This is a genomic window from Streptomyces yaizuensis (assembly GCF_034961445.1).
Taxonomy (GTDB): Bacteria; Actinomycetota; Actinomycetes; order Streptomycetales; family Streptomycetaceae; genus Streptomyces; species Streptomyces yaizuensis.
Genome location: NZ_BSBI01000008.1, coordinates 265,730 through 285,066, shown reverse-complemented (window position 1 = coordinate 285,066; position 19,337 = coordinate 265,730). Strand labels below are relative to the sequence as shown.

At 74.3% G+C, this 19,337-nt stretch carries 14 protein-coding genes; 4 read left to right on the top strand and 10 right to left on the bottom strand.

The genetic code is table 11. The features are described 5' to 3' along the window. Window positions 1-6 precede the first annotated feature (6 nt). The 10 genes from SYYSPA8_RS20750 to SYYSPA8_RS20705 all read right to left on the bottom strand — a co-directional run bounded on the left by SYYSPA8_RS20750 (window position 7) and on the right by SYYSPA8_RS20705 (window position 15,440). Complete coding sequence (locus SYYSPA8_RS20750) at window positions 7-1,311, bottom strand: class I adenylate-forming enzyme family protein (RefSeq protein WP_323448734.1); 1,305 nt, start codon at window positions 1,309-1,311, stop codon at window positions 7-9. Beyond that, complete coding sequence (locus tag SYYSPA8_RS20745) at window positions 1,287-2,642, bottom strand: cytochrome P450 (RefSeq protein ID WP_323448733.1); 1,356 nt, start codon at window positions 2,640-2,642, stop codon at window positions 1,287-1,289. The genes SYYSPA8_RS20750 and SYYSPA8_RS20745 overlap by 25 nt, the downstream gene beginning before the upstream one ends. Then, window positions 2,620-4,653, bottom strand: a complete 2,034-nt coding sequence (locus tag SYYSPA8_RS20740; protein ID WP_323448732.1) for a TOMM precursor leader peptide-binding protein — start codon at window positions 4,651-4,653, stop codon at window positions 2,620-2,622. Before SYYSPA8_RS20740 ends, SYYSPA8_RS20745 begins: the two co-directional genes overlap by 23 nt. Beyond that, entirely contained in the window at window positions 4,650-7,409 is a 2,760-nt protein-coding gene (locus SYYSPA8_RS20735) for a hypothetical protein (RefSeq protein ID WP_323448731.1), read from the bottom strand. Before SYYSPA8_RS20735 ends, SYYSPA8_RS20740 begins: the two co-directional genes overlap by 4 nt. Next, on the bottom strand, window positions 7,406-9,091 hold the full coding sequence (locus SYYSPA8_RS20730) for a SagB family peptide dehydrogenase (protein WP_323448730.1): 1,686 nt from the start codon (window positions 9,089-9,091) through the stop codon (window positions 7,406-7,408). The genes SYYSPA8_RS20735 and SYYSPA8_RS20730 overlap by 4 nt, the downstream gene beginning before the upstream one ends. Before the next feature lie 47 nt (window positions 9,092-9,138). Continuing rightward, window positions 9,139-10,245: a lantibiotic dehydratase C-terminal domain-containing protein gene (locus SYYSPA8_RS20725; protein WP_323448729.1), complete on the bottom strand. Its 1,107-nt coding sequence runs from the start codon at window positions 10,243-10,245 to the stop codon at window positions 9,139-9,141. Continuing rightward, the gene (locus SYYSPA8_RS20720; protein WP_323448728.1) at window positions 10,232-11,272 is read right to left on the bottom strand and encodes a lantibiotic dehydratase C-terminal domain-containing protein; all 1,041 of its coding nucleotides are present in this window, start codon (window positions 11,270-11,272) and stop codon (window positions 10,232-10,234) included. Before SYYSPA8_RS20720 ends, SYYSPA8_RS20725 begins: the two co-directional genes overlap by 14 nt. After that, on the bottom strand, window positions 11,269-14,160 hold the full coding sequence (locus tag SYYSPA8_RS20715; protein WP_323448727.1) for a lantibiotic dehydratase: 2,892 nt from the start codon (window positions 14,158-14,160) through the stop codon (window positions 11,269-11,271). Before SYYSPA8_RS20715 ends, SYYSPA8_RS20720 begins: the two co-directional genes overlap by 4 nt. Beyond that, window positions 14,153-14,986: an alpha/beta fold hydrolase gene (locus SYYSPA8_RS20710; RefSeq protein ID WP_323448829.1), complete on the bottom strand. Its 834-nt coding sequence runs from the start codon at window positions 14,984-14,986 to the stop codon at window positions 14,153-14,155. Before SYYSPA8_RS20710 ends, SYYSPA8_RS20715 begins: the two co-directional genes overlap by 8 nt. A 268-nt stretch (window positions 14,987-15,254) precedes the next feature. Further along, window positions 15,255-15,440, bottom strand: a complete 186-nt coding sequence (locus tag SYYSPA8_RS20705; protein ID WP_323448726.1) for a thiocillin/thiostrepton family thiazolyl peptide — start codon at window positions 15,438-15,440, stop codon at window positions 15,255-15,257. Window positions 15,441-15,831: 391 nt separating this feature from the next. Here SYYSPA8_RS20705 and SYYSPA8_RS20700 point away from each other — a divergent pair, with 391 nt between their 5' ends. The 4 genes from SYYSPA8_RS20700 (at window position 15,832) to SYYSPA8_RS20685 (ending at window position 19,296) form a co-directional block, all read left to right on the top strand. Next, window positions 15,832-16,320: a DUF2867 domain-containing protein gene (locus SYYSPA8_RS20700; protein ID WP_323448725.1), complete on the top strand. Its 489-nt coding sequence runs from the start codon at window positions 15,832-15,834 to the stop codon at window positions 16,318-16,320. Between the two features lie 67 nt (window positions 16,321-16,387). Next, window positions 16,388-17,332: an SAM-dependent methyltransferase gene (locus SYYSPA8_RS20695; protein WP_323448724.1), complete on the top strand. Its 945-nt coding sequence runs from the start codon at window positions 16,388-16,390 to the stop codon at window positions 17,330-17,332. 205 nt (window positions 17,333-17,537) lie between these two features. After that, on the top strand, window positions 17,538-18,857 hold the full coding sequence (locus SYYSPA8_RS20690; RefSeq protein ID WP_323448723.1) for an acyl-CoA dehydrogenase family protein: 1,320 nt from the start codon (window positions 17,538-17,540) through the stop codon (window positions 18,855-18,857). Between the two features lie 25 nt (window positions 18,858-18,882). Next, window positions 18,883-19,296 carry an ester cyclase gene (locus SYYSPA8_RS20685; RefSeq protein ID WP_323448722.1) on the top strand — a complete coding sequence of 138 codons (414 nt, stop codon included), beginning with the start codon at window positions 18,883-18,885 and terminating at the stop codon, window positions 19,294-19,296. Window positions 19,297-19,337 lie beyond the last annotated feature (41 nt).

Here is a 19,337-nt window from a genome sequence, read left to right as displayed (position 1 = left end):
TCTTTCTCAGCGGAGCACTTTGCCGCGTGCGTCGTAGGCGGCCTGGTCGGCCGGCCGGCGGACGACCCGGTGCGGGAGCACGGGAGTGGGGAGCCGTCGGCAGGCGTCGAGCACCTGCTCCTCGGTGACGTCGCCCACGACGACGACGGTCACCCGGTCGGTGGCCCGGGAGCGGTCGACGGTCACCGAGGCGTCGACGGCGCCCGGCAGCGCCCGGACGGCGGCCGTGATCTGCCGGGGGTACACGCTCACGCCGTCGACCTTGACGAGGTCGTCCGCGCGGCCGTCCAGGACGTAGTGGCCGTCCTCGGTCCGGTGGGCGAGGTCCCCGGTGGTCACCGAGCCGTCCGGACGGGCCGTCAACCGGCCGCCCGTGACCGCGAACCGGGTGTCCGGGCCCCTGGTCCAGAGCGTGCCGACGCCATCGGGACCGACGTCTTCCAGCCACACTGGCTTGCCGGGGATGGGTGCTCCGACGCGGCCGTCGTCGCGGACCTCGCGGTCGGCGGTGAGCAGCCCGGTCTCCGTGGAGCCGAGCATGGTGAGGAAGCGGGCGCCCGGGAATCCGGTGGCGATCCGGTCCGCGCGGGCGGGGGTGAGACCGCCGCCGGCGGGCACGAACCAGGTCTCCCGGCAGGCGTACCGGCCGCCCGCCGCCCGGGCCCCCAGTACGGCGACCGCCGGCGGCGCCAGGCACACCCCGGGCCGCCCGGCCAGCTCCGGCACCGCCGTCTCCCAGGAACCCGGCCGGAACAGCACCAGATCCCGCCCGAGCACCAGGGCCGGGGCGGCGACCATGTAGAACGCGGCCGCGAAGTCGATGGCCGAGCAGGTGGCGAAGACCTCCGCCGACGCGTACTCGGGCAGGCCCGCCGCGTACAGACCGACGGCGTCGGGCACCGTGTGCGGCCGGCCGAACAGCAGCTTCGGTACGCCGGTGGTGCCCGAGGACGCCGTCGCGTACGTGGGCCCCTCGACCTGCGGCGGCGGTACGGCCGACGGGCCGGCCGGGACGAGTCCGCCGTCGGGCGCGGCGGCGGCGCCGGCGGCACCCCAGCGGGCCGGGTCCCCCAGGAGCCAGCGCGGCGCGGACTCCAGCAGCCCGAGCGCCAGCAGCCCCACGACGGACCGCTCGCCGCCGTCCGGGGGGACGACCCAGCCGTACGGGGCGGCCGGCAGCGCCGCCGCGAGGGCGTTCGCCCGCTCCAGCAGCTCCGGCCAGGGGAAGCGGCCGCGTTCGGTGACCACGCCCGCCGGGGAGTCGCGCAGTACGGGTACGGAGTGGCTCAGCCACCCGCCGGGACCGCCCATGTCACCCACTCCCTGATGGTCTCGGGCCCCCGCAGCTCCCCGGGGACGAGCACGCCGTTCTCCTTCAGCACCACCTGCGTCACCTCGTGCTCCAGCGAGGTCAGCCGCCGGTCGACGTCGTCCTCCTCCAGGGCCTCGGTCAGCGCCCGGGTCAGGGCCGCCGCGTCGCGCCGGGGCGGGGAGCACACCACCGGGAGCCGGCGCGGCATGTCGAACCTGATGTGCCGCACGCGCTCCGTCTCCGTCTCCGGCTCGGCGACGGCGGCGTCCGGCGCGGCCTCGTGCAGCGCCCCGAACAGCTCCAGTGCCTGGTGGCGGGCGAGCCGGGCGCCGAGGCAGCGGTAGGCGCCCCAGCCGAAGGAGAACAGGGCCCGCCCGGCGACGGCGTCGCCGTCCAGCCGGTTGGCCTCGGCGATCCGTACGGAGACGATCTGGCCGGCGCGGAACTCCTGCCCGTCGAGGACGACCGGCTCCAGGACCACCCGTTCCAGCGTCTTGAGCGGGGGTTCGGCCCGCAGCGCGTCGTCGAGCACGGCCTCGCGGCGCTCCGGGTCGGCGAGCGCCCCGGGGGCGCGCAGCAGCCGTGCCGCCGTGTTCCCGAGCATCCCGGCGACCGTCTCCAGGGACGCCTGGACCAGCATCACCGCGTTGGCCTCGATGTCCGCGTCGGGCAGCGGGACCGTGCCCGCGTGCCAGGCGCCGAGGACCGAGGACGGGGGCGCGGACGCGCGGGCGGCGGCGACGATCCCGCGCACCCGCACCAGCGCGGCGTGGCCCGCGCGGACCGCCTCCGCCGGGTCGTCCAGCCGGGCGGCGTAGGCGACGAGCGCGAGCCGCTGGCTCAGCTTGTGCAGCCGCCGGTACTCGTCGTCCGTGAAACCGATGAGCCGCGCGCCCACCCGGATCGCGTACGGGAACGCCACCGCCGTCATGAACTCGCCACCGCCGGCCGCCGCGAACCGGCCGGCGACATCCCGGGCGTCCGCCCGCATGCCCGGGGTGACGGCCGCGATGGCGTCCGCGTCGAAGAACCCGCCGAACGCCTTGCGCAGCACCTGGTGGCGGTCCTGCCCGGTCTGGAGCATGACCTTTTCGGCGAACGCGGTGATGTCCTCGACCAGGGGGCGGACGTCGGCGGGGACCTTCGCGGCGAGATGGGCCATGACCGGGCCCGGCTCCAGGACGCCGAGGCGCTGGTCGGCGAGGAGCCGGAGCGCGAGCGACCGGTCGTCGACGGTCCAGCCCAGGCCCCCCGGCAGCGGATGCAGCCCGTCCGGGGGCGCGGGGGTGCCGGCCGTGGCCGCCGGGTCAGGGGAATGGGTGCGGCTCATGCCGGACCTCCTCGGGGGAGAACACGCGGTCGTCCAGGCCGTTCCTGGCCCGGAACGCCTGGAGTACGCCGGGATCCGGAAGCCGCCGGTGACGGTGGCCGAAAGTCATGGGCACGGTGCCGGGGACGACCGCCTTGACGCAGCTCAGGCCGAGCCGGTGCAGTTCGCTGGTGGTGTGGTCCACGACGATCACCTCCTGGCCGTCCCTGCGGGCGGCGGCGAGCATCGCGCCGAGGTCGGCCGCGATGTCACCGGCGGGCCGGTGCACAGCGGGCGCGGACGCGAGGTCCGGCGGCATCCCGTCGAGCAGGAAGGAGAACCACGGCCTGGCCCGGGGCAGCGCGCCGACGAGGGAGTGGTCCTCCATCCTGCGGACGAGATCGGGGTCGTCCAGGGCCCGTTCCAGCTCGGGCCTGTTCCGCCGGAACTCCTGGGTGATGACGGGCGCGACGGCCGACATCTCGTGGACGGCCCCGAGCAGCGCCGCATCGGTGGTGAGCCCCGAGCCGGCGGTGACCAGGGTCGCCGGATGCCCCGGCTCGTCGGACACCGACAGCAGGAGCACGACGGGGATGTCGAACGCGCCGACCGCGCGGAAGGCCCTCAGCTCGCGGCCGGTGCGGTGGCGCACGGTGTGCACGGCCCGCGCCGCCGGGCCGCTCAGCCCACTCAGCCCGTCCGGTCCGCCCGGCCTGCTGGCGAGGTCGAGTTCCGGCAGCGGGGTCCCGGAGTACCAGGTGCACAGGAAGGCGTCCCGCTCCGCCACCTCCAGCAGGGCCGCGATCAGGGCCTCCTCCGTACCGGAGCCCAGCGCGCAGCCGTTGGAGTTCTCGTACACGAACCGGGGTCCGGTCTCCGGGCGCCGGGCCGCGCCGTAGTAGGCGACATGGAACGGGAGCAGCACGGGCCGCCCGGTCAGCGCGGAGTGCGCCCGCGCCCAGCCCGTCGGGGTGTCCGGGGAGTAGGGGACGTAGTCGAAATCCGGCCGTGCGTAATCCTCGTCGCGGTGCAGGAAAAGGGCGCGCGGGTCGGCGGCGCTGTCGGCTCCCTCGTGGCCGGTCAGCTCCGCGTACGAGGCGAAACGGACCGGGTCCCGGCCGCCGCAGTGCCAACCGGCGTACCGCTCCAGGCCCTCCAGCACGGCGGCGGGCCGGGCGTTCGCGTAGTCCCCGGCGCGGCCGATCGCGATCTCGTCGAAACCCCACAGGGTGGGGACGCTGACCTGCGTCGACGGCAGGGCGGCCCCGTCGCCGACGGAGGCGGAGCCGCAGATGCCCGACCACGCGTCCAGATACTCCCGCTCCAGCTGGTCGGCGTAGCGGGTGGCGGGGTGGCGGCGGGCCGACTCCGGGCCGCTCGCGGGCAGCGGCCGGGTCAGATCGGGCAGCGGCGGCGGCAGGGGTCGGCGGGCGGCCGTGCACTGCGGTGACGTGCACAGGGTGTGCGGCAGGGCCGGGTGCCAGTCGCCGCCGAGCCGCCCCGGGCCGATCGCGAACGCAGCCTCCGTGGCGCGCGGCGGCTCACCGGCGGCGATCCGGTCCGCCTCCGCCCGCAGGACGGCCGCGACCAGGCGCACGGCACCGGGCGGCAGCCAGTCGACGGGCCGCGCGGACAGGGGGAGCAGCCCCGGGGCGGCCCCCACCGGCACGCCCCGGGGCCCGTCCGCCGCCCGGACGCGCAGCGCCAGGCAGTGCGGACAGCCGGGGAGGCCCGGCCGCAGCACGGGGCCGACGACCGCACGGCCCCGGAGGCCGTGCACGGGGAGCACCAGCGTGTCCGCCGGGGGGAGCGCCGAGAGGTCGGCGTCCCAGCCGAGGTCGACCACGACCACCGGGCGCCCGTCGCCGGGAGTGCCCGCAGGCGTATTCACGTCGGCGGGGGTGCGGATGTCGACGGCGTCACCGACAAGCCGCCGCAGTTCGGCCACCGGGTCGCCGGGGGCGCGGGAGGTCCTCCGGCTCGGTGCCGGCAGCGGTGGCGGGGTACCCGGCGTCAGCAGCGTGCCGCTCATGCGGTGGGCCCCGGGGCGAGGACGACCCCGACGAGGTCGGCGGCGACCAGCGGCGGCAACTCGATGGTACGGACGGTCAGACCGAGCGCGGCGGCGACGGCGGCCGTCCGCTCCTCCGGCGGGAACGTGCCCGTCAGGACGGGGACGACCCCGGTGCCGGGATCGGCCGCGTCGAGCTGGCCGAGCGCCAGGGCGGCGGCGAGGGCGCGTTCCTCCGCCTGGTCCGCGTCGAGACCGGTCCGCACGACGGTGCCGCCCGGCGCGCCGACCAGGGTCCGCCACACCCCGGCGGGGTGACGTTCCGTCCGTACGACGGGGTCCGCGTCGGCCAGCCGGGCCAGCCCGCGCGCCCGCTCGGAACGGACGGATCCGTCCCGGCGTCCGGTGTACGGGACACCGGGCCGGGTGCCCGCCGTGCCGGTCGCGCTGGTCGAGTCCGTGGTGCCCGCCGTGCCCGCCGCGCCGGTCGGGTCCGTGGCGCACGGCGCGTCTGCCGTGCCGGGGTCCGGTGCCGGTGCCGTGTCCGTTGCGGACGTGTCTGCTGTGGTGCGGTTGGTCGGTGCCGGGCGGGTGTCCGGTGTCGCGGGGTCGGTCGCGGAGGGGTGGGCCGCCGTGTGGGCCGGCGTTGCCGGATCCGGTGCGCCCGCAGCCTCTGCTGTCGGTGCCGGTGTCGGCGCTGGCACCGTGTCCGTCGCAGACGTGTCTGCTGTGACCTGGTTCGTTGGTGCCGGACGGGTGTCCGGTGTCGCCGGGTCGGTCGCGGAGGGGTGGGCCGCCGTGTGGGCTGTCGGCTTCGGCCCCGTGTCCGTCGCAGAACTGTTCCCTGCCGTCGCGTCGTCTGCCGGGCGGTTCGTCGGCGCCGGTGTCGTGTCCGTTGCGGACGTGTCTGCTGTGGCCCGGTTGGTCGGTGCCGGGTGTGTGGTGTCCGGTGTTGCGGGGTCGGCCACGGAGGGGGCGGCCCCCGTGTGGGCTGGCGTTGCCGGATTCGATGTGCCCGCAGCGTCTGTTGTCGGCGTCGGCGCTGGCACCGTGTCCGTCGCGGACGTGTCTGCTGTGGCCCGGTTCGTCGGTGCCGGGTGTGTGGTGTCCGGCGTCGCCGGGTCGGCCACGGAGGGGTCGGCCCCCGTGTGGGCCGGCGTTGCCGGATCCGGTGCGCCCGCAGCGTCTGCTGGCGTTGCCGGCCCCGTGTCCGTCGCGGACGTGTCTCCTGTCGCCCGGTTCGTCGGCGCCGGTTGCGTTGTCGGGTTGGCTGCCGTGAGGGCCGCCGTCGCCGTATCCGGTGTGCCCGAAGCCCCCGGCGCCGCGTCGGCCGCCGCACGGTCCGTCGGCGCCGGGCGCCTGGTGCCCGCCGTCGTCACAACGCCCGCCGTGCCCGCCGCCCTCGCCGCGAGGTCCGCCGTCTTCAGGCCCGTCACCAGGTCCGTTGCCGCATCCGCCGGGGCCAGCGCCGTGTCCGCCCATCGGAGCAGTGCGCGGGCCAGGGCCTCGCCCGGGTCCCGGCCGACGCCCGCGATCGTGCCGGGCGGGACCGGGACGGTTTCCTCGACGGCCGTCAGAGCCGCTTCGGCGCGGGCTTCCGCCATGGACTCCGCGACCACGACCGGCCCGTCGGCCGAGCCCGTCGGCCCGCTGCGGCCCGGCGGGTTGAGCCGTACGCGCAGCGCCGTCAGCGGGAACTGCGGCAGTTCCTCCGGAGCGCAGGAGAACAGCGGACCGAAGCACCGCGCGCCGAAGACCGACTCGGGGAACCCGCTTCCGCCGCGAGCCGGGGCAGGCGCGGACGCGGACGCGATGTGTGTGCTGTGCCCCGGGCATCCGGGGTCCGGGTCCACGGCGGTCCGCCACACGCTCAGGCGGGTCAGGTCCACCACCACGCCCTCGCCCAGGACCCCCGTGTCACCGACGGCCACGTACCGGAACAGCTCCTGCGCGAGCACCGACGCCGCCATCGACACCGGGACGTGCCCCAGGCCGTCGGACGGCGGCAGCGCGGCGGCCCGGTGGGCGAGGCGCCGCCAGGCGCACCGGACGCAGGCGCTGCCCGAACCCGGTGACTGCCCCTTCAGCAGCATCGCCTGACCCCGCACCAGACCGGCCCAGGCGCCCTGTCCGAGGGCGTCGGCGCGGTCCAGGAACTCCCCGGCCGCGCTCTCCTCGCCGGGGCCGAAGACCCCGATCAGGGTGCGCCCCCCGGCCCCGGCGGTCGCCCCGGTGGCCGGCCCGGCGAGCCGTACCGGCACACCGCCGCGCGCGAAGTCCTCCGCCAGTTCGCGCGTCTCGGCACCCGGTTCCGCGTCCAGCAGCGCGAGGTCGCCGAAGCCGCTCTCCATCAGCGTCGTCGTGAGCACGTCGGCCCGCCCGCCGGGCCCCGCGACCGCCAGCGGATGGCGCCGGGCGCGGGCCAGACCGGCCCCCGGGTCGGCGGCGAAGTGCCGCAGGAACTCCATCTGCTGGGGGAAGAACTCCTCCAGACGCGGATCGTCACCCACCTCACCGGCGTTCTCCCGGCGCAGCACCTTCCGCTGCTCCAGCGCCGTCAGCAGCCGGTCCACGAACACGGCCTGCTCCGGCTTGAGCGCGCCGAGGAGTTCGGCGGGCACGACGCCCCGGTCCAGCAGGGGCGCCAGTTTCTCCACCCAGGTCGCGACGGTCCCGCCGGACAGGGTGAAGGAGCCGTCCGTCGTCCTGATCCACACCCCGTTCGGCACCGGTACGTAGTAGGCGTCGCTGCGCAGCCGCAGCACAGTGCCGGTCATTCCCCACCCCCGTGGCCCGCCGTGGCGGCGAGCGGACGCAGACTGTTCTCCAGATAGAGGCCCCGGCGGAAGCCGCCGACGGGGACCATCAGCAGCGATGTGAGCCCCCGGGACGCCAGCCCCAGGGGTCCGTCGAGCGTCCCGCTGACGAAACCGAGCACCGGGTGCGCGGAGAGTCCCGCGCCGGCCGCGCACACGGCGAGCCGCTGCGCGAGCACGCCCGCCAGCAGGTGCTGGGTCCGGTAGCGGACCGGGCCGCCGGTGCCGAGGTGCGCGTCGGCGGCGCCGGTCATGACGGCGATCAGCGGCGCCTGCCCGACGTTCATGTAGTTCGCGAACATGCTCCGCTGGACCACGGGACCGAAGTCGCCCCCGGCGAGCCGGACGAGCCGGCGCCCGTCCCCGTACGTGAGATAGGCACCCGGCGGCACCCCCGGCACCGAGCGGACGACCAGCAGGCAGCGCGGGTGCGCCATGCCCTCCTCCGCGCCGGGCGCCACGCCCCCGTCCACGCCGTGCGCCATGCCCCCGTCCGCGCCGGTGACGTCGCAGTCGAGCGGCGCGAGCACCTCCGGCAGCCAGGAAGCCAGGACACCGGCGGGCAGCGGCGAGCCCCGGAGCTGCTCGCCCAGGGCGGAGCGGGACCAGGAGTCGGCGACCGACGGCGTCCTGGCGGGGACGGCGGGCAGCTCCGCGTCGACCCGTCCGTCCAGGTCGGCGACCGCCACCGGGGCCAGGCCGATGGGTTTGCCGGGCTCACCCGCCGCCACGCAGGCGGCGTGCATCCGCCGGGTGCCGGTGGCGGGTCCTGGCGGCGCGGACTCGCCCAGCCAGCGGGGCCGTACGGTGAGCCGCGCCTCGCGGTCGGCCAGGTCCCGACCCGGATCCTCTACGGGCAGGTCCAGCAGGGCCGGGGCGGCTTCGCCGGCGGGGTCGAGCCCCAGCCGTTCCAGCACCCCGCTCTCGTCCACGGCGAACGTGATCCGGCACGGCAGCCCCCAGGAGCGGGCGGCGAGCGCGAACTGCCCGATCACCGCGCCCGTGTCCATGGCGCCGAGCCGGTAGGAGAAGTCCCCGTACTTGAAGTAGTTCTTCCACAGCGGCTGGGTGACGACGATCCGCAGCTGCCCGGCGGGGGGCGCCAGCGCGGCCGGCGGCCGGCCGGGGGCCAGCAGCGCCAGGGCGTGGCGTACGGCGTCGTAGTGGTGGATCCCGGCGGGCAGCCCCTCCGCGCCGGTGGTGACCACGTAGCACTCGCCGGGGTACGTCACACCGCCCGACGGCATGGCGCGGCGGAGCTGGTAGTGGGGGTTGCGGTGGACCGGTGTCGGCTCCTCGGGGCTGCTCTTGGCGATGCCCTCGGGGTACCAGCGCACCCCGGTCAGTCCGTACGCGGCCTGGAGCAGGGTGCCGATCCGGACCAGGGCCGGGGCGGCGGCGAACGCGCGGCCCGCCGCCGCCCCGCCCCGCGCGATGGTCCGGGACAGGGGCGGCAGGTCGGTCCGGGGCGCGTCGGTGTACCACCGGAACGGGCTCGGGATGCTCTTCCAGTCGATGTGCCAGTGCCCGGGGTGGACCTCGTCGTAACTGCCGCGCAGCCTGCGGACGAAGGCGTCCACCCCGGCGGCGTCGAAGGGATCCGCGCCGGTGGCGTCGCAGGACTCCGTGCCGGTCGCACGCAAGGCCCGAGGGGGAGGGGGGACGGGTGGCGCGTCGGTGTCGGCTGCCGTCATCCCGCGACCTCTGCCTCGGGCCCGACCGACCGGATCATCTCCGCCGCGTCGAGGTCGTACTCCTCCTCGAAGGCGCGGGCGATCAGATAGAAGAGCGTGTACCGGTCGGCGAGGAGGAAGCCCAGCCGGTACAGGTGCCAGTGGGTGTACGCCTGGGCCAGCCGGGATGCCAGGAACCGGCGGTCCTCGCGGATCATGCCCTGGTAGAACCGGTTGTCGGCGATGGCCCGGTGGATGCCGGCGACGGGCGCCTCCGGCAGGTCCGCGAGCCATTCGATCTGCGGCCTGCGGTAGAGGCCGTCGGGCGACGGGGTGAGCTTCGCCGTCTCGGCCTTGCGCGGGGTGGCGTACAGATAGAACCGGCCGGAGTCGAAGCCCTCCTGGATGGCGGGGAGGTAGCTCCGCTGCCGCAGGGTCCACTCGCGGGCCAGCTCGGGCACGTCGCCGAGGTCGCCGTCCGGCTCCCCCATGGCGTCGACCAGCGAGCGCAGCCGGGGCCGCAGGAGGTTCCGGTTCTGCTCGTACCGCTCGGCGTGCTTGGCCCGGGTGCCCTCCGGGTCCCGGATCAGCAGCATGTACCCCTCGAACGTGGCCAGGTAGGAGAGGTAGCCGGCCCGGAAGCCGAACTTGGCGACGGGCGGCGGCAGCCGGGGCGCGAGCAGGACGCCGCTGCACACGAGGAAGTCGAAGGCGACGGCGAGCCGCAGGGCCCGGTCGCCGCGCGTGGCGCGCAGGGTCCGCAGCGCCAGCGGGGTGGTCTCCGCCCAGAAGGCCTCGGCCAGGGACTGTCCCGCCGTGCCGCCCAGCCAGTCGTGCTCGTGGTTGTACGGCTGGTACGCGAAGATGTCGTCGTGCCCGGCGGATGCGCCGGCCTTCTCCAGGATCCGGGACTTCAGCCGGCGTTCGACCGACGGGCTCGCGGTGTTGAACCGCAGCCGCAGGAAGGGCCGCCCGCCGTGGTTCTCCCGCAGGTAGAACCAGGACTTCGTCTCGCCGAGCGCCATGGACTCGTCGAGCGCGGGCGCGGCCACGTCGAGGAGGAGGTCCTCCTGCACCGACCAGGGGACGCTGACGGTGAGATCCTTCTGTTCACTGGTGGACATGACGCTCATCCCTGTCGTGTGCCGTGTCGTCGTGTACCGCAGGCATGGGGTGGGGGTGGTGGCCCGCCGACCGCTCCGCCGCCGCCCGGTGGGCGAGATAGGCGACGAAGCACTCGCCCTGCGGGCGGACGTTCATCCGGTTGTTGGTGGTGTGCAGGTACTGGCCGACCAGGCTCGCCAGCGCGACCACGGGGGGCGCGGCACGGTCGGTCCCGGCTGGCCAGACCCGTCCCGAAGCGACCATCGGCCGCAGCCGGTCCAGCGCGTCGCCGAGCGCCCGCTCCCAGCTCCCGCCGAGTCCCCTCCCGATGGCCTCGCCCGCGTCCAGGCCGTCGACCAGGGCCGTGTAGGTGTCCCGCTGGAGGCGGTACTGCCGGTCCCAGGAGGCGAGGATCCGCTGGTCGGTGACGTACGGGGCCCACTGCTCGTGGTAGGTGCGCAGGAAGAGGACGCGTTCGCCGGGGTCGAGGCCGAGAGCGCGGGAGGCGAGGAGCAGGAGCTGGAGGGAGATCCCGAGCCGTGCGCGGTCGGCGATGCCCAGCCGGAGGACCTGCCCGGCCAGGACGGAGCTGGTGTCGAAGACGCCCTCCGCGACGGCGACGCCCTCCGGGCCGCCGTACTTGTCCAGCTCGGGGTGGTAGTCGAGCCAGCGGAGGGTGTTGGGCGGCTCGGGGGTCCGCAGCACCTCGTCCGAGGTGTCGCCGTGCTCCAGCTCGCTGAGCCGGCGCAGGGCTTCGCGCAGTCGCTCCGGGTCGGTGTCGGCGGGGCCGGGGGAGCGTTCCAGATACGCGCCGACCCGGCGTTCCGTCTCCGCCCGTACGCCGTCGCGGTGACCGACCGGGACCTTCAGCCGGAGGCGGACGTGCGGTCCCCGTTCCCAGTGGCGCAGGAAGAAGTGGCTCCGCAGCCGGCCGTCCTGCCGCAGGTCGTCGACGAGGGGGAGGAGGGCTTCGGTCAGCAGCGGATCGGTGTCGCCGTGGTGGAAGACATGGCAGGAGAGCCAGACGTCCTCGGCGGTCGCGGTCACCGTGCCCCCTCGGTGGTCTCGATGATGAACTCCTCGGTGAATCCGCCGGGGTGGCCCACGGGCGCGGCGCCGGGCACGTCCGGCACGCACTCCTGGAACGTCAGCTCGCCCTGCCACCGGCGCAGCACCCGCTGCCAGGCGCGGACGGCGGTGAGGCTGGTGAAGTCCAGATAGGTCGGCTTGCGTTCGGCGGAGGTCGGGAACCGGGCGAGCGTCCTGGTCCAGGTGCGCCGCTCCTCCTCGGAGACCGGCACGAGCGGGTCGGGGAGGGTGAAGCCCCGGTAGAAGACGCGTTCGGGCAGTCCCAGCGCCTCCCGCCAGCGGCGTACCTCGGTGAAGAACGCGAGGTCGTCACGGCCCGACGCGTCGGGGAGCCGGTCGGCGGGGATCTTCCAGGTCGCGCGGGCCAGGACGAGGCCGTCGGAGCGTACGCGGGGATAGCGCCGGATCTTGTCCCGGGCGCCCCGGCGCTGGTCGACGCGGTCCCACCAGGCGAGGTTGGCGAGGCCGCCGGAGCCGAAGAAGTTGAGGAACTGGTAGCAGCGCGGGGCCAGCTCGTTCAGCAGGAAGTTGAGCATCACGAGCCGCAGCGCCGGTCCGTCCTTGCCCCGGCGGAGCACCAGCAGGCCGGTGTCCTCGTCGAACGCGGCCCAGCAGTCCTCCAGGGAGACACCGGTGTCGCCGCCCCACGCGCCACCGGCGGTGCAGGGGTAGCGCAGATGGCTGCCCAGCAGCGCGGAGTGGACGTTGGCGTTGATCCCGAGCACGGCGGACAGGTCGGTGAGGGGCGCGGACCCCCGGTCGCCTGCGGCGATGTCCGCGCGGACCAGCTCGCCGAAGCCCCGCTCGCCGGCGGCCTCGTAGGCGGGCAGGAAACGGGAGATGGCCCGGCCGAAGCCGATGGCGCCGCCGTTGACGACGAGGAGTCCGCCGTCGGACGTCGTCCCGTGGTGCTGGACGTTCCAGCTGGCCCGGTCCCAGCGGGGGATCCAGGGCGGCAGCGTGTCGGCGATCGCGGCGGCCCGCCGGGGGTCGATGACGGCTTCGGCGCCGTCGTCCCCGCCGGGCGGTCCCGCGAGGTCGAAGACCTCGTCCTGGAGGGCGCGGAGCCGGCTGGGCACCGGGGCGGTGAGGTCGGTCAGCCGCTGGGCGAGCACGGGTTGCAGCTTGGGCGACGACATCGCGGCGTAGAGGGGGAGGAGCCGGTGCGGGCCGGGGCCGAAGTGGGTCCTGACCACGTCGGCGACGATCGCCCGGACGTGTGCGCCGTCGTCGAAGACCGGCAGCAGCCGGTGCCAGTGGGCCAGGGCGGGCAGGTGCCGCCGCCACCGGCCCGGGTCCTCGGCCCGGGGGGTCGCGATCACCGCGTCCTCGTAGACGAGGGTCCGCGCGGCGTCGATCGGCGGGGTGGTGACACCGCACCGGCCGGCGAAGTCGGTGACCTGGCGTTCGATCCGGGCGATGAGCTGCTGGCGGTGGTCGAGTCCGGCGGTGGCGAACGCGGCCTCGGCGGCGGCCAGGGCGGTCACGCACTCCCGTACCCCGGCGTCGAGGTCGGGCGGGAGCAGCGCGGCGAGCCGGGCGACCGGATGCGGGTCCTGGTCGCCCACGCCCAGGTCACGGGCGAGGACGCCCTGCGCGATCAGGGAGTCGAGCAGGGTGTCGGCGGCCTCCTGGCCGACGCCTTCGAGGGCGGCGCAGCGGGCCCGCAGCCCGGGCTCGGGCAGGGCGGCGTCGGCGGGCAGGGCGAGGAGTTCCGTCACCACCGGATGCGGGGGTACGGGGACGAAGCGCTCCTTGGCGGCCGGTTCGTCGGTGCCGTCGCGGCCCCGGACGAGGAAGACGGTCCGCTGGGCCGACGCGGCCACGACCGGGGCCCGGCGGAGGACGGCCGTGGCGCGGAGCGCGGGAAGGGCGGCGAGGCACCGCTCGACCCAGCTCACCAGCTGGCGGGGGAGGCGGCAGACGGAGGACCGCGTACCGCCGGATGCCTGGGACGGGTCGGACGCCTCGGATGCCTGGGACGGCTCGGACGGCTCGGACGCGTGGCGCGCGCCGGGGGCCGCCGGGCCGGTGTCGAGCAGGACCGGCCGGGTGTGGACCAGCTGCCCGAAGGGCGAGGGCTTGAGGGCGCTGCGCGTCAGCAGATGGATGACCGTGGACTCGGTCATGAGATCCCGCTTGCCCCGCACATCCCCGTCGGTGACGGCGGCGGCGTACCGGTCCATGTTGTGCAGCAGGCCGTTCGCGCTCAGCTGTGCGCCCGCGCGCAGGGCCGGATCGAGCGCGGCGGCGGCCAGTACGGTCTGTTCCGCGCGGCGGGCCTCCTCGTACGCGGCCGTCAGCCGTGCGGCGAGGTCGTCGCGCCGGGTGGCGAGGGCGCTCAGCGCGCCGACTCCGCCGGATCGGTCGGATCGATCGGTTCCGTGGGCCGTGCCGGGTCCGTCCGTCCCGGCGGCGCCGGTACATCGGAGGGCGTCGGGTCCGGTCGCGGTGGTGTCCGCGCCGGTCCCGCCGGTACATCGGAGCCGTTCACCGACCTGCTCGCCGACCTGCCCGTCGACCTGTTCACCGGCCTGCCCGCCGAGCCGTTCCCGGAGCGGGCGGAGCTGTTCGAGGTCGGCCGCCGGGACGTCCAGCGCGCGGTGCAGCCTGCGCCGTACCGCGAGCACCGTACGGCGCTCCGCGCGGTCGTCCAGGAGCGGGACCAGCGCGGTCAGCTCCTCGGCGACGCGCGGCGCCCGGTCGTGCCACTCCCGCCGCACCTGCTCCAGCTCGTCGCAGAGCCGGGCGACCTCGCGGGAGGAGAGCCGGTCCACGACGCCGGCCGGCTGCGAACAGACGCGTACGACGCCGTAACCGGCGAACCTGATCCCCGGGCTAGACATGGGCCCCTTCCTCGGTGGCGTGGTTCTCGGCCCTGTCCTGGGCCTTGTCGCTGTCGCTGTCCCTGTCCCTGTCCCTGTCCCGGGTGTCGTCGTCCCGGGTGTCGTCCCGGACGGGATCCGCCGGCGCGGCCCTGGCGGCGGCGCGGCGCCGCTCGTGCCAGGTGGTGCGCCCGGCTTCGACCCGGTCGGCGAACTCCTCGACGCCGGCCGCGAAGACCCGGGGCGCGTCCATGGGGACGACATGGCCGGCGCCGGCGACGACCGCGACATCGGCCCCGGCGGTGGCCGCCGGGGTGATCGCCTGCCGCTCGTTCTGGAGCAGCGCGCCGTTGACGAGCTGGACGGGGACCGCGCTCCGCCGGAGGTCGTCCAGGTCGGGCAGGCGCAGACAGCCGTCGGACAGCTCGTCGAAGGTGGTGGTGAGCAGCCGCTCCCACTTCTCCCCGTGCAGCCGCTCGAAGTGCCGCCGGGCGGGCCCCTGGCGGGCCGCCATGCCGGTGAAGCCCGTCAGCCAGCGGTTCAGGGTGTCGCCGGAGACCAGGAACGAGTATCCGGACATAACGACCCCGCCGACTTCGGCCGGCGCTTTCTCCGCCGCGCGGAATACCACGGCCGCACCCAGGTAGGAAAGACCTACGACAACGGGTGGTTCGGACTGCTCAGTGATCGTTTTTCGTACGCGTTCTATGGCGGCGGCAGCGGGATGTGCAGGGATCCCGCGCTCCTCGATTCCATGGCCGGGGAGCCGTATTTCGGTGACGGATTGACTCCACCAGCGTCTGCACTCCGCGAAATGGGCATCCTCTGTGCCCATGAGTCCGTGCACCAGGATTACGGGTCGCACGCGATACCAGCTTTCTTTTTGCCGGAAGCGGAGCGCGGCAGGAAAACGTAGATCGAATGAGTGGCTTCTCGAACAGGTCTTCCGTCCGGGCGGTTCGGCCCGAAAGTTTCGCGCTCGTGATCGTTTTCCGATGGAATTGATCGTTCCCTGATGGAATTGATCGTTCCATTCGGGCTCCGACCTGGTACGCCGCCCGGAGCGGGACGGGCAGGGCCGGGCGGGGGTCGAGGACCCCCGCCCGGCGGCTGGCTCAGGAGGAGCAGCTACAGGTGCAGATGCAGGTGGTGCAGGAGGCGGACGAGATCATGGTGACGGTCAGGTCCTCACCGTCGAGGAGCGTCTCGTCCACGTAGTCGGTGATTTCCAGGGCGTCCACGTCGAGGCCCGTCAGACCGACGACGCCGACTTCCTGACCGACGGCAGCGACATTGCTCATACCGATTCACCTCTTTCGGAAAAATGCGGTCGCGGCCATCGCGCCGCATACACGGCCGGCTTCGGAGATTTGATGAGCCGGCGCTCCGGGGCTCATGGCGCCCGGCACCGCCAGACGATAGGCACCGCCGCTTCCTTGCATCAATAGGCAGGCTTCAGGCAATGCAATGTGATGTACGTCACATCGATCCCTCTTGTGGTCATCTGCATTAACGGAGCGTCGAGGGGTAGGTTCACGGCGGTGATCCGTTCCTTCATCCTGTTTGCACATCGCATTGACCTCGTCATGCCTCCAGGGCATTGACGGCGCGTGTGGGGGATCGTGAATGATGAAAGTAGCCAGTTGCTCCATTCCTGACGGCACCGCGCTCGCACATTTTCGCGATAGTGGGGTGTATACACATGCCGAAGCCGCGGAGGCATTAATTCCGGAAAGGCGTACGGTCGATGCCAGGGAGCTGGCCCGGCTGACGATGGACCGGCCCAGCCTCGGCCCCGAGCGGGCGTCCCGGCTGATCGCCCTCTGGATCCGCATCCAGGGCGTGGTCCTGCGGCCCTTCGGGGTCAAGCCCAACACCATGGGGAGCCGGAGCGAGCAGCCGCTGCCCGAGCCCGGCGGGCGTCTCGGCCCCTACGAGGTGTTCGAGGCGAGCGAGCGCGAAGTGCTCCTCGGCGACATGGACGACTTCCTCGAACACCGGATGTCCTTCGTCGTCGCCGACGGCCGCGCGTTCATCGGCGTCGTCCTGCGGACCAGGAACGAGAAGGGCGACGCGTACTGGGAGCAGTTCCGCCACAACCAGACGCAGATCCTGCACGAGTCGCTGGCCAGGGGACTCGCCCGCGCGACCGGCACCGACAGCGGAGTGGGGGCGTCATGAGGCGGCCACGAACCGGGGCCGGCGCCGACCGCGCGGCCCGCTGTCCCGAGCGGCCGGGAAGAGGGCGATGTCGAGCCTGACGGAGACCGCCCACTGGATCGCCTGCGCCAGGGCCGCCGAAACCCTCCGCCCCGACCGGCTCTTCGAGGACCCGCTCGCGGTGGAGTTCGTCCGGCGCACCGCCCCCGAGCTGTACGCCGGTCTGCGCGCCGAACCGGGCGCCCGCTTCGACGTCCTCGCGGTCCGGACCAAATTCTTTGACGACTGCCTGATGCGGGCCGTGACCGAGGGCCCCGCCCGGCAGGTCGTCGTCCTCGCCGCCGGCATGGACGGCCGGGCCTTCCGCCTTCCCTGGCCCCCCGGAGTCGTTCTCTACGAGGTGGACCTGCCCGAAGCGGTCGAGGAGAAGACCGGCTTCCTGGAGCACCACCCTCCGGCGGCCGCGCGGTGCCGCCGCATCGCGGTCCGGGGCGACCTCACCGCCGACTGGCCGTCGGCGCTCGCCGCCGCCGGGTTCTCCCCGGAGCTGCCCACGGTGTGGCTGGCCGAAGGTGTCCTCTACTACTTGCGCGAGGACCAGGTCGACACGGTGGTCGAGCAGGTCACCGCCTTATCCGCGCCCGGCAGCGCCCTCTGCCTGGAGCAGGTGAACACGGATCTGTACCGCGCTCCCTGGATGCGGGAGTGGCTGCGGAGGATGCGGGACGAGGGACGGCCCTGGCTCTCCGGTGTCGCCGAGCCCGAGACCTGGCTCGCCGGCCGGGGCTGGCGGGCCGAGGTGCGCGAACCCTGCGACCTGACGGAGGCACAGGGGCGGCTCGTGCCCAGGACGCCCCCGCGCGATTCGGCCAGGGCCGCCCGTACCTGGCTGATCTCCGCCCGCCTCGAAAGCCCGGCGGGCGGACCACCGGCCCCCGAGACACCCGAGACCCCCGAGGCTTCCGCGGCTCCGGCGGCTCCGGCGGCTCCGGCGGCCCCCGAGGCTCCGGCGGCTCCGGCGACTCCCCTCTGAACCGGGGGACCGCCCGCCTCGTGAACCGGGGACCCACCCTGGCCGACCGGGGATCCGCCCTGGTCGACGGTGGGTCCGCCCTGGTCGGCGGGGGATCCGTCCCCGCCGGCCGAGGGATCCGCCCCGAGCACCGGAGCATCCGTCCCGAGCGCCGGAGCATCCGCCCCGAGCCTTCCGCGTCCACCTCCCAGAGTTGGAGTCCCCTGTGCGACCTCTCATCGACCGGCCCGCGCGCGAGCGGTTCGTCGCGCTGGCCGAGGAGCTGGCGACCGCCTTCCGCGAGCGGGCCGACGGCTACGACAGCAAGGCCGAGTTCCCCCACCGGAACATCGACGACCTGCGTGACGCCGGATATCTGCGGCTGACGGTCCCCCGGGAGCTGGGCGGCCTCGGCGGCGACCTCCGCGACATGGTCCTCACCCAGGAACGGCTGGCCACCGGCTGCGCCTCCACCGCCCTCACCGTCAACATGCATCTGTCGATGGCCGGCCAGATGGCCAGGAACTGGCGGACAACGGGCGACGAACGCGCCCGGCGGACCCTCACCGAGATCGCCGACGGACGGGTGATCCTCATGGGGGCCACCGCCGAACCCGGCCACGCGCTCGTCCGCAGCACCGGCAGCGAGGCCCGCCGGGTGGACGGCGGCTATCTCGTCTCCGGGACCAAGACCTTCGGCACGGGCTCCGCCGTCATGACCCACATGACCTCGATGGCCGTCTACCGGGACCACCCGGAAGGCCCCCGGGTCCTGGTCTTCCGCGTCCCCGCCGACACCCCCGGCGTCCAGGTCCTCCACGGCACCTGGAACACCTCGGCCCTGCGCGCCACCCGCAGCGACAGCATCGAACTCCGCGACGTCATGGTCCCCGACGCCGCCGTCCTGACCGACTACCCGGTGGGCTCGCTGGACGGCTCGCTCCTCCAGACCGTGTGGGGCTGGGCCATGCCCACCTTCGCCGCGGTCTATCTGGGCGTCGCCGTGGGCGCGTTCGAGAGCTGCGTACAGGACGTCCTGAAACGGGGCTGGGACGACCGCCCCTATGTACGGTCGGCCGTCGCCGAGTGCGAAGCCCTGGTCGAGACCTCCCGGGCGCTCATCGAACGGACCGCCCGCGAGGTCATGGGCAACGGCCTGTGGAACGCCCTGACGATCCAGCAGGGCATGGCCCGCGCCGTCCTCACCAAGACCGTCGGCACCAACAATGCCGTGGAGATCGTGGACCGGGTGATCCGGATCATCGGCACACCGGCGCTGCGCCCCGGTTCGGTGTACGAGCGGGCGCACCGGGACGTCCGGGCGGGGACCATGCACCCGTACAGCGACTCCGACGCCTGCGACCTGGTCGCCGCGACCGCGTTCGGGACCGAGGTGGCACCGGCGACCCGTCCCCGGATGGACCGCCTCGCCGAACCGGAGCCGGTCTCCGACGACGCTCCCGCCTCCGACGACGCTCCCGCCTCCGGCCCCGCGCCCGCTCCGTCCTCCCTCTCCTCCCCCTCCTCCGGCGTACCGAACTCCTGATCAGACGTGTGAAAGGCGACCCCCTGTGGACCGAGCAGCCGCGCTGCGCCTCATGGACCATTTCCTGGCGGCCTACAACGAAGGAGACCCCCGCCACCTGGACCACTGCCTGCACCCCGAGTACCGCCACCCCAACCCGGCGGTCGAACGCGGTATCGAGGGCATGCGCGCGGCGATCCGCCGCTGGGCGGCCGCGGTGGAAGGGCTCAGTCTCACCCTCGACGACCTCGTCGTCGAAGGGGACAAGGTCGTCGCACGCATGACCTTCAGCGGCCGCCAGATCGGCGCAATCATGGACATTCCGCCGTCCGGCCGCCACTTCTCCGTCGGGCTCATCGACATCTTCCTGGTCGAGGACGGCCTCTTCGCCCAGCACTGGGACGAGATGGACCTGCTGGGGCTGCACCGCCAGCTCGGCGCGCTCCCGGACCGGGTGTAACCACCCGTACGACAGCCCGGGACGGAACCGCGGGACGGAAC